This window comes from Streptomyces sp. NPDC058964, assembly GCF_042741275.1.
GTDB lineage: Bacteria > Actinomycetota > Actinomycetes > Streptomycetales > Streptomycetaceae > Streptomyces.
On the sequence record NZ_JBHYKH010000241.1, the window covers coordinates 1 to 13,282 of the forward strand.

A 13,282-nucleotide genomic window follows, 5' to 3' on the forward strand; every position below is an offset into this window, starting at 1 on the left:
GCCAGCTCGTCCAGCGCCTTGCCCGACTCGTTGGCGCTGCGCGCCAGTTCGCCCAAACAACAAATTACGGGGGGCGGGGCCCCGGGGCCCCCGGGGCCGCCCCGCCCCCGCTTCGTCCGGCTGCAGACCCCCGGCGACGATCTCCATGATCTCGCCGAGGGTCTTCTGCTGTTCCGGGGTGAGCCGCTCGAACAGCGCCTGGCGCACGGCGGCCACATGGCCCGGTGCGGTGCGCCGCAGCACCTCGGTGCCGGCCTCGGTGAGCACCGCGAACTGGCCCCGCTTGTCGGAGGGGCAGTCCTCCCGGCGCACCCAGCCGTTCTTCTCCAGCCGGGCGACCGCGTGCGAGAGACGGGAGCGGGTGATCTTCGCGTTCATGGCCAGCTCGGTCATCCGCAGCCGGCGGCGCGGGGCCTCGGCGAGCTGGACGAGGAGGCCGTAGTAGATGTGCGGCATGCCCGCGTCGCGCTGCAGCTGGCGGTCGAGGTGGTCCTCCAGCAGCGTGGTGGCGTGTAGGTAGGAGCGCCAGACGCGCTGCTCCTCGTCGGAGAGCCAGCGGCTGCGCGCGACGGATTCCGATGCCGTGTTCATGGGCTCCACTGTACGAGGCATCTCCTTGAAACTTGAACAAGTGGGGCGTAGCCTGTCGAGTGAAGCTTGAGAGTTAAAGCAACGGGTCTGGGGGATCAGGTCCGCGGGATCCGTGAGGGGATCCGCCGAAGGGAGCAGCCGTCATGTCCGCCGCCACCCAGGAGCGCATGCCCGCGCTCTACCTCAGCCACGGTGCCCCGCCGCTCGCCGACGACCCGGTCTGGCCCGGACAGCTCGCCGCCTGGTCCGCGGACCTGCCCCGCCCCAGGGCGATCCTCATGGTCTCCGCCCACTGGGAGGAGGCCCCCCTCGCCATCGGCGCCACGCGGACCGTTCCCCTCGTGTACGACTTCTGGGGCTTCCCCGAGCGCTACTACCAGGTGCAGTACGCCGCTCCCGGCGCCCCCGGGCTCGCCGAGTCGGTGCGCAAGCTGCTGCGCGGTCCCGGTATGCCCGTGCAGGACATCCCGGACCGCGGCCTCGACCACGGCGCGTACGTCCCGCTGGTGGAGATGTTCCCCGGGGCCGACGTTCCCGTCCTGCAGATCTCCATGCCGACCCTCGACCCGGTGCGGCTGATGGAGATCGGCCGCAGGCTGGCCCCGCTGCGCGACGAGGGTGTGCTGATCGTCGGCTCGGGCTTCTTCACCCACAACCTGGCCGCGCTGCGGCACACCGGGGGCGGCGTGCCCACCTGGTCCTCCGAGTTCGACGACTGGGGCCGGCGCGCGCTGGAGGCCCGCGACTGGGACGCCCTGCTGGACTTCCTCGACAAGGCCCCGGCCGGCCGGTACGCCCATCCGCGCACCGAGCACTTCGCCCCGCTGTTCGTCACCATGGGCGCGGCGGAGGCCGGCGGTGAGCCGGACGCGCAGAAGTCGGTGATCGACGGGTTCTGGATGGGAATGGCGAAGCGGTCGGTGCAGTTCGGCTGACAGGTGCCGTCGAAGCGGCTCGGCGCGGCCGGCCGCCTACAGGTCCTTCTCGTACCAGGCCACGTCCCAGTAGCGGCCGAACTTGCGGCCCACCTCCCGGTACGTGCCGACGTACCGGAAGCCGAAGTGTTCGTGCAGCCGCGTGGACGCCTCGTTGGGCTGGGCGATGCCGGCGTAGGCGCGGTGCAGGTCCTCGTCGGCCAGGGCCTCGAAGAGGGCCTTGTAGAGGACCGTGCCGATGCCGCGCCGCCCGGCGTGCGGGGTGACGTAGACCGTCACCTCCACGGAGGTGGAGTACGCGGGCTTCGCCCGGTAGGGGCTGGATGTGGCGTAGCCCAGAATCTCCTGTGAGTCCGCGTCCACGGCAACCATCAGGCGGTACGGGCCGTCTTCCGGGTGGGAGAGCAGCCAAGGGCGTCTCTCTTCCGGCGCGAGGACCGCGGTGTCGAAGGTGATCGACGTCTCGCGCACGTAGTGGTTGTAGATGTCCGTGAGGGCTTCGAGGTCGCCCTCGATTCCCGGCCTGACCTGCACATCTGTAGGTTCCGACGGCATCTCGCCTCCTGTGTGGTGCCGCAGGGTACTGCATGATCAGAAAAATTGGGGGGCGGGTTGGGAATTCTGTCCTGATTCCAGTCGTTGTTTCCATCGGATGCAGGGCACTCGAGCAGAGTCCCAGGAGTTCTCGGAGTGCCGAGTGTCCAGGACCACCCGCTGACCCTCCCCCAAGTTCTCGGCTTCGCTCGAACGAGGGGGACCCCCATTCGCAAGGGAGCACGCATGGCAACCCGTGCCGTCGCCCGTCGTCAGTCCGCCACCGGCGAGACGGCCGACGCGGCAAGCAGTGTTCGCGCCCGTGGCGGCGAGATCGCCGATCGCGACCTGGTCGGCATGTATCTCGACGAGATCGCGCGTACACCGCTGCTCGACGCCGCCAAGGAAGTCGAGCTGTCCCAGACCATAGAAGCGGGTGTTTTCGCGCGACAGGTCCTCGACGGGTACGAGGAGTCCGCCACGGACGCCAGCCGCGAGGAGCTCGAGGCTCTGGTCACCGCGGGAGATCGCGCCAAGGACGTCTTCATCCGCTCCAACCTCCGCCTGGTCGTGGCGGTGGCGCGGCGCTACCCGCGCAGCGGTCTGCCCCTGCTCGACCTGATCCAGGAGGGCAACGCCGGTCTGGTGCGCGCGGTGGAGAAGTTCGACTACCGCAAGGGCTTCAAGTTCTCGACGTACGCCACCTGGTGGATCCGCCAGGCGATCACCCGCTCCATCGCGGACCAGTCCCGCACGATCCGCCTGCCCGTGCACCTGGTCGAGGAACTCGGCCGGATCCGGCGCGTGCAGCGCGAGTTCAACCGTGAGAACGGGCGCGAACCGGAGCCGGCGGAGATCGCCGCGGAGCTCGGTTCCACTCCGGAGCGCGTCAGCGACGTGCTCGACTGGGCCCGCGACCCGGTCTCGCTGAACATGTCGGTGGACGACGAGGGCGAGACGCAGTTCGGCGACCTGCTGGAGGACACCTCGGCCGTCTCCCCGGAGCAGTCCGTCCTCACGCTGCTGCGCAGCGAGGAACTCGACGACCTGATCGGCCGCCTCGACCAGCGCACGGCCTCCATCATCAAGATGCGGTACGGCATCGAGGACGGCCGCGAGCGCACGCTGACCGAGGTCGGCAAGGAACACGGCCTGACGCGCGAACGCATCCGCCAGATCGAGAAGCACGCGCTGCTGGAACTGAAGAAGCTGGCACGCGACACCGGGTTCGACGCGGCGGCGTAAGCGACACGAGCCGGGCGCGGTCTCGTAAAGCTGCTCGCCGGAGCGGGACGCGTGGAGGCGCGTGTTGCTCCGTGAGCGCCAAGTGGCGGACGGCCACCGTCGCCCGCGTACGCGGGGTGGCGCAAGACAGCGCAAACATGGCTCTGTACCGCCGCTTAACCCGCGGGGCTCCGGGAACAACCCTTCAGGGCCCAGGAGTTCGGGGTCCTGGGCCGGACCCCTACACCACCGTGACCACCCTGAGCCACGTCCCGTCGCATTCCCCCCCGGCGCCGGGACCTTCACAGAGCCGGGCTTCGGCGCCACACCCCCCGGGTGCCGGAGCCCGGCTCTTCTTCGTGCCCGCAGGCCCGGAGTCCCCGTATCCGGGCAGGTCGAGCGGCGGGTCACCCCGTACCTGAACCCCGGGGTGGCCCGCCGAATGGCAGATTCTGCCACATGGGCATAGCCTGCCGCGGTGAACACCCCCAGCCCCTCCGGAAACAGGCCTGATCAGGCCTTTCCCACCGCTGCGCCGGTGTCCTTGACGGAGCGCCGCAAGGCGGAGACCCGGATGGAGATCGCCCGGGCGGCCGCCGCGCTGTTCGCCGGCCGGGGCCTGCGTGCCACCCGCGCCGAGGACATCGCCCAGGCCGCCGGGGTCGCGCCGCGCACCTTCTACCGCTACTTCGCCACCAAGGAGGAGTCAGTGGCCCCGCTCTACGCGGCGGGCGCCGAGCACTGGGCGGAAGCGGTCCGCACGGCCCCCGCCGGACTCTCGGTGCCCGAGGCGCTGGAACACGCGGTGCGCCACACGCTGACTCCCGGCGCGGGCGTCTCCGCCGCCTCCTGGGAGTGGGTCCGCACCCTCGTCCGCCTGGCCCGCACGAGCCCCGCGCTGGGCAAGGTGTGGGCGGAGGTGTGCCTCGCGTCGGAGCGGACGCTGGCGGAGGTCCTGGCGGCACGCACGGCTCCCACCGGGACGGCCGGCAACGTTGCCGACCAGGCCGGACCCACCGCCGATCTCCGTTTCGCCGCGGCGGTCGTCGGTGCCGTCGTACGCGTGGCGGTCGAGTCCTGGGCCGAGACGTCCGCCCCGCCGTCCGGCCCGCGGGGGCCGGCGGCGCTGGCGCTGCGCAATCTCGGGGTGCTGCGGGACTTTCCCTGGGCGGGAGGTGCGGGCGGCGGACAGGTGACGCCCCGGCGGCCGTTCGGGGCCTTCCCTGGGCGGGAGGCGGACAGGTGACAGTGGTACGACCGGTCAGGCGCCGCCCGCCCGGCTCAACCGTCCGCCCAACTCCCTTACGCATTCGATGAGTTCTGTCGGTTCCCGGACGGCGAAGTCGAACCCGGCCATCGCCAGCCGGACCGCCAGCCACTCCACCGGATCCCCGGTGGCGCCCCGTACGACACAGCCCCGTTCGCCGTCCGGCTGGGGCGTGCCGAGCCATCCGGGGAGCCTGGCGGCGACTGCGTCCGCCGGGGCGGCGAAGGCCACCGTGAACTCGTACGTCTCCTGCCGCCGTTGGATCGAGCGCCGCAGATACTCCGCCGCACTCCCCGTCGGCAGCTCCCGCGGGGCGAACCGCGCCCCGGTGGCGAACGGATCGCTGACCCGGTCGACGCGGAACGTGCGCCAGTCGTCCCGGTCGAGGTCATACGCGACGAGGTACCAGCGGCGCCCGGTCGACACCAGCCGGTACGGCTCCGTCAGCCGCCGTGACTCGGTCCCGTCCCCGGCCCGGTAGGCGAAGCGCAACCGCTCGTGCCCGGCCACGGTGGACGCCATCACGGTCAGCGTCTCGGGCGCGATGCGCGCCCCGTCCCCACTGGTCAGCGGAGTCGTCGCGGCCTGCAGGGTGGACACCCGGTGCCGCAGCCGCGAGGGCAGTACCTGCTCCAGCTTCGCCAGCGCCCGTACGGACGCCTCGTCCACCCCCTCCACCGCGTGCCCGGCCCCCGCCCGCAGCCCGACCGCGATCGCCACCGCCTCCTCGTCGTCGAGCACGAGCGGTGGCATGGCCTTGCCCGCGACCAGCCGGTACCCGCCGTCGGCCCCCATGGTCGCCTGCACGGGATAGCCGAGCTCCCGCAGCCGGTCGATGTCCCGCCGCACCGTGCGGCGGGAGACCCCGAGCCGCTCGGCGAGCTCGCCGCCGGGCCATTCGCGGGGCGTCTGGAGGAGGGAGAGGAGCTGCAGCAGCCGGGCCGGAGTGTCCGTCGTCATGTCCCCGAGGATGCCGCAGGACTAGGACACGATCTGGCCTATTTGGCTCCTACCTTGAATGCATGACCTCCACCGAGCTCGCTCCCTCCGTACAACCCGCCGCTGGTGACCGCCGGCGCTGGCTCGCCCTCGCCATCGTGATGACCGCGGCGTTCATGGACCTCGTCGACGTCACGATCGTCAACATCGCGATCCCGTCGATCCAGAAGGACGCCGGCGCCTCCGTCAGCCAGATCCAGTGGATAACCGCCGGTTACGCGCTCGCCTTCGCCGCCGGTCTGATCACCGGCGGACGCCTCGGCGACATCCACGGCCGCAGGCGGCTGTTCCTCATCGGCATCGGCGGCTTCACGATCGCGTCGGCCCTGTGCGGCTTCGCCGCGAACCCGGAGATGCTGGTCGCCTCCCGCATCCTGCAGGGAGCGATGGCGGCGATGATGGTGCCGCAGGTCCTCTCGATCGTGCACGCCACCTTCCCGGCCCACGAACGCGGCAAGGTCTTCGGACTCTTCGGCGCGATCGTCGGTCTGGGCGCGGTCTCCGGGCCGCTGCTCGGCGCGCTGCTGACGGAGTGGAACCTGTTCGGCCTCGAGTGGCGGCCCATCTTCCTCATCAACCTGCCGGTCGGCATCGCCGCCTTCCTCCTCGGCCGCCGCTTCATCACGGAGTCGAAGGCCCCGAAGGCGCTGAAGCTGGACCTCGTCGGCGTCGCGCTGGTCACACTGGGCATGCTGATGCTCGTCTACCCGCTCACCCGCGGCCGCGAGCTGGACTGGCCGCTGTGGGGCCATGTCTCTATGGCCGGCTCGCTCGTCGTCTTCGCGGCGCTGGTGGCGTACGAGAAGCGCAAGAGCGCGCGGGACGGCTCCCCGTTGATCGAGCTGTCCCTGTTCCGGGTGAAGAGCTTCGCGGCGGGCATCGCGGTGCAGACCGTGTTCGGTGTCTCGCTCGGCATCTTCTTCCTGGTGTGGACGCTGTACATGCAGATCGGCCTCGGCTGGAGCCCGCTGCGGGCCGGTCTGACCGGGGTGCCCTTCTCGATCGCCGTCTCCGTGGCCGCCGGGATGTCCGTCCAGAAGCTGGTCCCGCGGTTCGGCCGCAAGGTGCTCCAGGCGGGCGCGCTGGTGATGGCGGCCGGTGTCCTGATCTACATGGGGGAGTCGGCGCGCTACGGCCTCGGCATCGCCTCCTGGCAGATGGCGCTCCCGCTGGTCGTGATGGGCGCGGGCATGGGCCTGATCGTGGCCCCGCTGACGGACGCGGTGCTCTCCGAGGTGCCGCGCGAGCACGCCGGTTCGGCCTCCGGCCTGATCAACACCGTGCAGCAGATGGGCAACGCGCTCGGGCTCGGGCTGGTGTCGGTGGTGTTCTTCGGCGAGATCGGCGACCGGCTGACCCGGGCCCAGGTGGGGCCGGCCTTCGTGCACGCCTTCCAGCACGCGCTGGGCTGGGTGGCCGCGGTGCTGGGCGTGATCTTCCTGCTGATGTTCGCGCTGCCGAAGCGGCCGGCGCAGCATCTGGAGGGCGGCGGGGACGACGCCGAGCGGCTCCTGGTGGAGGAGGAGCGCGAGCTCGTGCACTGAGCCCCTGCCCCGGGTTGGGGGGGCCCCCCCCCCCGCGCCGGGGGGGGCCCCCCCGTCATCCAGGGCGGCGGCGAGCGCGGCGGGGGTCGGATGGGCGAAGACCGACTGGGCGTCGACCGGCAGGCCAAGCTCCGCACGCAGCCGGGCCACGGCTCGTACCGCGGTGAGCGACTGGCCGCCCAGTCCGAAGAAGTCGTCGTACGGGGACACGTCGTCGAGCCCGAGCACCTCGGCCCACACCCGGCGCACCGCCGTGGTGTGCGGCGGCAGCGGGGCATCGCCGGGTGGCGGGCCGCCTGCCCTCACCGGGCTGTACGGGATCCGCCGCACGGCGCCGCGGTCGGCCTTGCCCGCGGGGGTCCGAGGGAGGGCGTTGAGCACCGCGTAACCCTGGGCCACCATGTGGGCGGGCAGCCGCCGGGCGAGATGGTCACGGACCCGGCGGGGCAGGTCATCGGACAGGTTCCGCGCGTCGTGCGCGGGCACGAGGTACGCCACCAACTGATCGCCGCCCGCTGCATCGCGATCGACGGCCACCACCGCGTCCGTGACAAGGGGATGACTGCGCACACAGGCCTCGATCTCGCCGAGCTCGATGCGAAAGCCGCGCACCTTGACCTGGTGGTCGTCGCGGCCCAGCAGCTCGAGGGTGCCGTCGTCGGACCACCGGGCGAGGTCACCGGTCCGGTACAGGCGACCGGTGCCCTCCCCGAACGGGTCGGGCACGAACCGGTCGGCGGTCAGCGCGGGCCGGTTGAGGTAGCCGCGCGCCACGCCCGCGCCACCGATCCACAGCTCGCCGGTGACTCCCGGACCGGCCTCCCGCCCACCCTCGTCGACGACGTACAGCCGGGTGTTGGCAAGGGCCGTGCCGACCGTGACCCGGTCGGCCACGGCGTCGACGCGGGCTGCGGTGGCCCACACCGTCGCCTCGGTCGGCCCGTACAGGTTCCACAGGGTGCCGCCGGTGGCGAGCAGGTCACGGGCCAGCGGCGGATCGAGCGGTTCCCCGCCCGACAGCAGTACCCGGCCGTGCCCGTCCGTCCAGCCGGACGCCAGCAGCATCCGCCAGGTGGTCGGGGTCGCCTGGACGACGCTCACACCCTCCTCGGCGATGGTGGCGGCCAGCAGCTCGGGGTCGGTGTTGGCGGCGCGTGGGGCCATCACCACGGTCGCACCCCGGGTCAGCGGCAGGAACAGCTCCAGTATCGAGATGTCGAACGACAGGGGGGTCAGTGCGAGGACGCGGTCGTCCGCCCCGAGGCCGGGGCGCTGCGCCACACTCTGCAGGAACGAGGTGATCGCCGCGTGGTCGACGGCCACGCCCTTGGGCAGGCCGGTCGATCCCGAGGTGTAGATGACGTAGGCCAGGTGGTGCGGATGTGCCACCTGGGGCACCGGTGCGCCGGGTTCCGCGGGGAACTCCTCGACCAACAGAGTGTCGGCCACGCCGGACGCCAGGGCCTGCGCGCGGCCGTCCGCGTCGCACAGCCACAACCGGGCCCCCGCGTCGGTGGTCATGTGCCGCAGCCGGTCGGCCGGGTAGCCCGGGTCGAGGGGCAGGTACGCGGCGCCCGACTTCAGGATGCCGAGCAGGGCCATGACCATCTCCACCGAGCGGCCGAGGCAGACGCCTACCAGGTGCTCCGGTCCGATGCCACGTGCCCGTAGCTCGGCGGCGAGTGCCGTGGCCCGGCGGTCCACGTCGGCGTAGGTCGCGCGGTGTGTTCCCGCGACGACGGCGACCGCGTCGGGGGTCGCGGCTGCCTGCCGCTCCCACAGTGAGACCAGGGTGGTCGGCGCCATGAACGGATCCTTTCTCAGCCCCGTGTGGGGAAGGCGCGCGTGATCGTCTCTGCCAGCTGTCGTTCCGCGCCGCGCACATACAGGTGGGGGGCACCCGGGAACAGGTGCACTTCGAATTCGGCCGAGGTGTGCTCTCGCCAGCCCTCGAGCCCCGCCTCGTCGACGCTGTCGTCGTCCGAGCCGGCCAGAACGGTCAGGGGGCAGGGCAGGGGTCTCCCGGCCCGGTGCGTGTATGTCTCGCACAGCGTCAGGTCCGCGCGCAGCATCGGCAGCAGCAGCTCCTGCAACTCTGCGTCCAGGTCGTCGAACTCGGCTGTGGCGAGCAGCTCGTCGTCCGGCAACGAGTGCCGCAGGTCGCGGTCCGGCAGGCCGGGGGCGCGCATGCCCGACAGGAACAGGCGGTCAGGCAGGCGCGTGCCAAGTCGGCACAGCCGCCGAGCCGTCTCGAAGGCGATCAGGGAGCCCATGCTGTGCCCGAAGAAGGCGTACGGCAGGTCCGTGTGTTCCGCGACGAGCGGAGCGAGCGCCGCCACGGCCTCGTCCATGGATGTCAGGGCCGGTTCGGTGAACCGGTTCTCCCGGCCGGGCAACTGGACCGTACAGACTTCGACGGTGTCCGGCAGGTACGCCGCCAGCCGGTAAGCGGAGGCACCGGCTCCGGCGTGTGGGAAGACGAACAGGCGTCGTCGTGCGGTGAGTTCACGGCCGCCGAGCCCACGTAGCCAGGACGCCGCAAGGCCCGGGGCCGTCACCGGGATGCTCGTACGGAGCGTGGGGTCAGATCGGTCCACACCTGCTCGATGTGGTCCAGGCACTCCTGGCGGGTGCCCTGCGCACTCGTGGCGGTCCAGCCGGCGGGCAGGGCACGGTCGGCGAACCAGACCGAGTACTGGTCCTCGTGGTTCACCACGACGACGTACCGGTCCCCGGCGGGGCCCGGTGCGGGTGAGGCACTCATGTGTCAGACCCCCACCCCTGTGAAGAAGCCGTTCTCGCGGTGGCCGCGGCCCGCGGCGACGACCCGGTCGTGCACCCACTTGCCGACGGCGAGGTCGAGTACGCCGAGTCCGAACGGCGAGAAGATCGCCGGGCGTCCCTGGTCCCGCCGCAGCCGCCCGCGCAGCAGGTCGGCGAGGGTGCCGTCGACGAAGTCCCGGTTGCCGGTGCGCTGTTCGGTCAGGTGCAGCGAAGTGCGCTCGCGTACGGCGTGGTCGACGTCGTCTGTGACGTTCTGGGCGGCAAGGATCATCTCGGGGGCGAGGTCGCGCAGGGACAGGTGCAGGACCACCGGGTTGTGAGCCAGCAGCCAGGGGTCGTGCAAGTGTGGCTCACCGGCCACGGTGGCCAGCAATACCAGGTCGCAGTCGGTGAACGCGTCCTCCGCCTTGTCGGCGACCACGATATCGGCCGTGGTGTGCTCGGCCATGACGGCACGGAAGCGGCTCGCCACCGCCGGGTCGAGGTCGAAGAGCCGGAAGGCGTCGATCTCCCAGTCGAGATCACGCAGGAACCGCCATACGTGCTCGGCGATCAGCCCCGTGCCCACGATGCCGACTCGGCGGGCACGACGCGCGCCGAGCAGCGTCTGCGCGCCGAGCACCGCCGAGGCCGCCGTCCGCGTCGCCGAGACGATAGAGGACTCCATGCAGGCGAACGGGTAGCCGGTGACGCAGTCGTTGAGGATCAGCGTGGCCGAGGCGCGGGGGATGCCGTGCTTCGTGTTGTCCGGAAAACTGGCGATCCACTTGTTGCCGGCGACCTCGAACTCGCCGCCCAGATAGGCGGGCAGGGAGATGATGCGCGACCGGTGCTGGTGCGGGAAGCGCAGGAACGAGCTGTGCGGGTTCGAGCTCTGCCCGGCGTCGTGCGCGAGGTAAGCGGCGCGGACGACCTCCAGGAGTTCCGGACGGTGACGGTCCGTCTCGGCGGCGATGTCGCCCGCGCCGATGACGGTCATGGGCGGTGGAGCCAGGGTGGACACGGAGTGCATCTCCTTCAGTTGACGGCCAGGGCTGTGGCGCCGGAGGCCTGTGCCGTTTCCGCGCGCAGCCGCTGGACCCACGCGGGGTTGTAGACGGTCTGGGCGTAGGCATGGCCGCGGTCGGCGGCGATGAAGGCGACCCGGGGACGGTGTGCACGGGGACGGTGGCGGGCGAAATGGTCCTGGACGGCGGCGTAGCTGCTGCCGGTCGAACCGCCGGCGTACAGGCCGTACTTGGCGACCAGGACGCCGCAGGCATCGACAGCGCGTACCTCGGAGACGATCTCGACCTGGTCAATCAGCGCCTCACCGCACAGCGGCGGCACGATGCTGGAGCCGATGCCGGGGATGCGCCGTTTCTTCGGAGGCCCTCCGAAGATCACCGAGCCTTCGGTGTCGACGGCGACGATCACGCAGCGCGGATACGTCTCCTTGATCCGGTGGGAGAGCCCGGCGATCGTGCCGCCCGTACCCACGCCGACAAAGAGGTAGTCGAGCGGGCCCGCCTGCGCGATCAGCTCGCCTGCGGTGAAGCGGTAGTGCGCGTCACGAGCATCCGGATTGGCGTACTGGTTGGGCCAGTACGCCGAGTCGAGTTCGACCAGCAGTTCCTGTACTCGGGACAGCCGGGACTTCAGGTAGCTGCCCGCCGTGTCACGGACGGAGACCTTCTCCACCCGCTCGCACAGCACGCGGAGTTGGGCCTCGGTGGCCTCGTTGCAGTTCGTATCGATCCCCCGAACGAACGACAGGCCAAGCATTTGGCAATAGAAAGCCAGAGCCAGCGCGAAATTACCGGACGACGATTCGACCACCGTGGTGTCGTGGGTTATCTCCCCGCGACCGATGGCCTGTTCCAGAATCCACAGTGCCGAACGGTCCTTGGTGCTTCCGGCGGGATTGCAGAATTCCAGTTTGGCGACGATGTCGCACTGCTCGTCCGCCAAGGGAACCAGCGGGGTTCCCATGAGGCCCCTGCGGATATGTTTTGTCCGTTCGATCAGAAATTGATCAACACGCCTGTGGAGCATGGGCCGAGTGTGGCACGGGGCTGGACGAGGCGGCTCAACCGCGACTCAAGCGCCGTGCAGAAAAGCCGCCGAGAGAAAAGCAGCGCTGTCCGACCTTCCACGACGGACGATCGGACGGCTCTTCGACGTTGCCATGCCGGGGTGCCGGCCGAGCCTCTTCGGCCAACATGCTCCTCAACGACTCGGGCTCGGCGGTGGCCAAGGCAGGTGAGCTGGATACGGGAGTTGGCGGTCACCTTGGGACCATCCCCGCGGGTGCGGGGAGCAGTCCTACACCGCCTCCATCGTGGCCGGCCTGTCGGGACCATCCCCGCGGGCGCGGGGAGCAGACTGTAGCCCATAAAGAACAGTCCGGGGCTCGGTAACAAGGGCTACCGGGGTGCCGGCGGCACGTGGCGGCGCTGACGGATGCGGCTGCCGTCATGCTCGTCCCGCTGTCCCTGGCTTCGCCCGCTGCGCAAGCGAATTCCGTCAAGCCCGCGGTACTCAAGCCGAACGCCTGCGACGGAAAGACCAAAGGGCACATCGTCAAGTGGTACGCCCCGCACGTACCCTTCGCCAACATCCCGCTGCGCTGCGGCACCGCCAACGGCTTCGGCTTCAACAAGATCCATGCGAAGCACTGGACCCCCACGGTCGACGAGGACATCACCTACACCCTCGCCAACCCCACCACCACCTACGAGCAGGACCCGAACACGCGAGTCTTCCTGCTCAGGGACCTGCCGCCCTGCCAATCGGGCCAGTACCGCGTCGTCGTGTCGTATCTCGGCTACGGCTCGACGGGCATCAAAGGCATCATCACCGCCTACCACGAGAAGCTCCCGGCCGGCGCCCGACGCTGCTGACCGGACGCGGGGACGGAGCACACACCGCCCGTCCCCGCACTAACCTCCCGGTATGACCGCCGCGTCCTTCTCATCCGCCCGCGCCGCACAGTTGACCGCCGACGCGCTGCGCGGGCGCTCCATCCACAGCCCACAGTCCGGCACCATCCACGTCATCAACGTCACCGCAGACGGAAACAACTGGCCCATCCGCGTCCGGTTCACCACCCGAGCCGACCAATGGCCGGCCCACCGCGCGTGGGAGACCACCTTCGAACCGGCCGACGTCACCGACGAAAACGAACCCGGCACCGGCGAGTTCAGCAACGACCATGCACAGGAACTGGCCGCAAACGCTCTCACCCTGCTCCTGGAGTACCTTGCCACCGGCCCCGGAGGAGGCATCCGCGAAATCGACGTCCCCTCCCCCTGAACCAGCCCGGCGACACCTGTGAGGCTCGGAAAGTCGTCGTCGCAGGTCAAGCCGCGTAGCGGTACTCGTTGATGACGCCGCCGAGGATGCGGGTGCGCAGGAGCCGACGG

12 protein-coding genes and 2 pseudogenes are annotated in these 13,282 nt (G+C 70.6%); 6 read left to right on the forward strand and 8 right to left on the reverse strand.

Features of this window, described 5'->3' with window-relative positions:
- Window positions 1-93 precede the first annotated feature (93 nt).
- Window positions 94-591, reverse strand: a pseudogene (locus ACFW2E_RS26510) (MarR family winged helix-turn-helix transcriptional regulator); the annotation flags it as partial.
- Between the two features lie 143 nt (window positions 592-734).
- Between ACFW2E_RS26510 and ACFW2E_RS26515 the strand changes: the two are divergent.
- Window positions 735-1,526 (forward strand): dioxygenase, encoded by a 792-nt coding sequence (locus tag ACFW2E_RS26515; RefSeq protein WP_384469572.1) that lies wholly within the window; start codon window positions 735-737, stop codon window positions 1,524-1,526.
- A gap of 36 nt (window positions 1,527-1,562) precedes the next feature.
- Here the strand turns inward: ACFW2E_RS26515 and ACFW2E_RS26520 are convergent, their stop codons facing one another.
- Complete coding sequence (locus ACFW2E_RS26520) at window positions 1,563-2,081, reverse strand: GNAT family N-acetyltransferase (protein ID WP_384469573.1); 519 nt, start codon at window positions 2,079-2,081, stop codon at window positions 1,563-1,565.
- A gap of 225 nt (window positions 2,082-2,306) precedes the next feature.
- Between ACFW2E_RS26520 and ACFW2E_RS26525 the strand changes: the two genes are divergently transcribed.
- Window positions 2,307-3,305: an RNA polymerase sigma factor RpoD/SigA gene (locus ACFW2E_RS26525; protein ID WP_384469574.1), complete on the forward strand. Its 999-nt coding sequence runs from the start codon at window positions 2,307-2,309 to the stop codon at window positions 3,303-3,305.
- A 553-nt stretch (window positions 3,306-3,858) separates the two neighbouring features.
- The gene (locus ACFW2E_RS26530; protein ID WP_384469583.1) at window positions 3,859-4,530 is read left to right on the forward strand and encodes a TetR/AcrR family transcriptional regulator; all 672 of its coding nucleotides are present in this window, start codon (window positions 3,859-3,861) and stop codon (window positions 4,528-4,530) included.
- A 15-nt stretch (window positions 4,531-4,545) separates the two neighbouring features.
- On the opposite strand, the gene ACFW2E_RS26535 is transcribed toward ACFW2E_RS26530, so the two are convergent.
- On the reverse strand, window positions 4,546-5,511 hold the full coding sequence (locus ACFW2E_RS26535) for a helix-turn-helix transcriptional regulator (protein ID WP_384469575.1): 966 nt from the start codon (window positions 5,509-5,511) through the stop codon (window positions 4,546-4,548).
- 62 nt (window positions 5,512-5,573) lie between these two features.
- On the opposite strand from ACFW2E_RS26535, the gene ACFW2E_RS26540 reads away from it, so the two are divergent.
- Window positions 5,574-7,094, forward strand: coding sequence for an MFS transporter (locus tag ACFW2E_RS26540; RefSeq protein ID WP_384469576.1), 1,521 nt, complete (start codon window positions 5,574-5,576; stop codon window positions 7,092-7,094).
- Window positions 7,095-7,214: 120 nt separating this feature from the next.
- Here the strand turns inward: ACFW2E_RS26540 and ACFW2E_RS26545 are convergent.
- The 5 genes and pseudogenes from ACFW2E_RS26545 to sbnA form a co-directional block, all read right to left on the reverse strand.
- Window positions 7,215-8,900, reverse strand: a pseudogene (locus tag ACFW2E_RS26545) (non-ribosomal peptide synthetase); the annotation flags it as partial.
- Between the two features lie 14 nt (window positions 8,901-8,914).
- A complete protein-coding gene (locus tag ACFW2E_RS26550; RefSeq protein ID WP_384469577.1) occupies window positions 8,915-9,652 on the reverse strand; it encodes a thioesterase II family protein in 738 nt (245 codons plus the stop codon).
- Window positions 9,649-9,858, reverse strand: a complete 210-nt coding sequence (locus ACFW2E_RS26555; RefSeq protein WP_384469578.1) for an MbtH family protein — start codon at window positions 9,856-9,858, stop codon at window positions 9,649-9,651. Before ACFW2E_RS26555 ends, ACFW2E_RS26550 begins: the two co-directional genes overlap by 4 nt.
- A gap of 3 nt (window positions 9,859-9,861) precedes the next feature.
- A complete protein-coding gene (gene sbnB, locus ACFW2E_RS26560) occupies window positions 9,862-10,890 on the reverse strand; it encodes a 2,3-diaminopropionate biosynthesis protein SbnB (RefSeq protein ID WP_384469579.1) in 1,029 nt (342 codons plus the stop codon).
- Window positions 10,891-10,895: 5 nt separating this feature from the next.
- Window positions 10,896-11,912 carry a 2,3-diaminopropionate biosynthesis protein SbnA gene (gene sbnA, locus ACFW2E_RS26565; RefSeq protein ID WP_384469580.1) on the reverse strand — a complete coding sequence of 339 codons (1,017 nt, stop codon included), beginning with the start codon at window positions 11,910-11,912 and terminating at the stop codon, window positions 10,896-10,898.
- Between the two features lie 392 nt (window positions 11,913-12,304).
- Between sbnA and ACFW2E_RS26570 the strand changes: the two genes are divergently transcribed.
- Complete coding sequence (locus ACFW2E_RS26570; RefSeq protein WP_384469581.1) at window positions 12,305-12,760, forward strand: hypothetical protein; 456 nt, start codon at window positions 12,305-12,307, stop codon at window positions 12,758-12,760.
- 52 nt (window positions 12,761-12,812) lie between these two features.
- Window positions 12,813-13,172: a hypothetical protein gene (locus ACFW2E_RS26575; protein WP_384469582.1), complete on the forward strand. Its 360-nt coding sequence runs from the start codon at window positions 12,813-12,815 to the stop codon at window positions 13,170-13,172.
- The last annotated feature ends 110 nt before the right edge of the window (window positions 13,173-13,282 follow it).

Bases quoted from the DNA above. Each gene is read 5' to 3' on its own strand.
- ACFW2E_RS26575 (WP_384469582.1), top strand. From the start codon at position 12,813: ATGACCGCCGCGTCCTTCTCATCCGCCCGCGCCGCACAGTTGACCGCC.
- ACFW2E_RS26540 (WP_384469576.1), top strand. From the start codon at position 5,574: ATGACCTCCACCGAGCTCGCTCCCTCCGTACAACCCGCCGCTGGTGAC.
- sbnA (WP_384469580.1), bottom strand. From the start codon at position 11,912: ATGCTCCACAGGCGTGTTGATCAATTTCTGATCGAACGGACAAAACAT.
- ACFW2E_RS26530 (WP_384469583.1), top strand. From the start codon at position 3,859: ATGGAGATCGCCCGGGCGGCCGCCGCGCTGTTCGCCGGCCGGGGCCTG.
- ACFW2E_RS26535 (WP_384469575.1), bottom strand. From the start codon at position 5,511: ATGACGACGGACACTCCGGCCCGGCTGCTGCAGCTCCTCTCCCTCCTC.
- ACFW2E_RS26515 (WP_384469572.1), top strand. From the start codon at position 735: ATGTCCGCCGCCACCCAGGAGCGCATGCCCGCGCTCTACCTCAGCCAC.
- sbnB (WP_384469579.1), bottom strand. From the start codon at position 10,890: ATGCACTCCGTGTCCACCCTGGCTCCACCGCCCATGACCGTCATCGGC.
- ACFW2E_RS26520 (WP_384469573.1), bottom strand. From the start codon at position 2,081: ATGCCGTCGGAACCTACAGATGTGCAGGTCAGGCCGGGAATCGAGGGC.
- ACFW2E_RS26555 (WP_384469578.1), bottom strand. From the start codon at position 9,858: ATGAGTGCCTCACCCGCACCGGGCCCCGCCGGGGACCGGTACGTCGTC.
- ACFW2E_RS26525 (WP_384469574.1), top strand. From the start codon at position 2,307: ATGGCAACCCGTGCCGTCGCCCGTCGTCAGTCCGCCACCGGCGAGACG.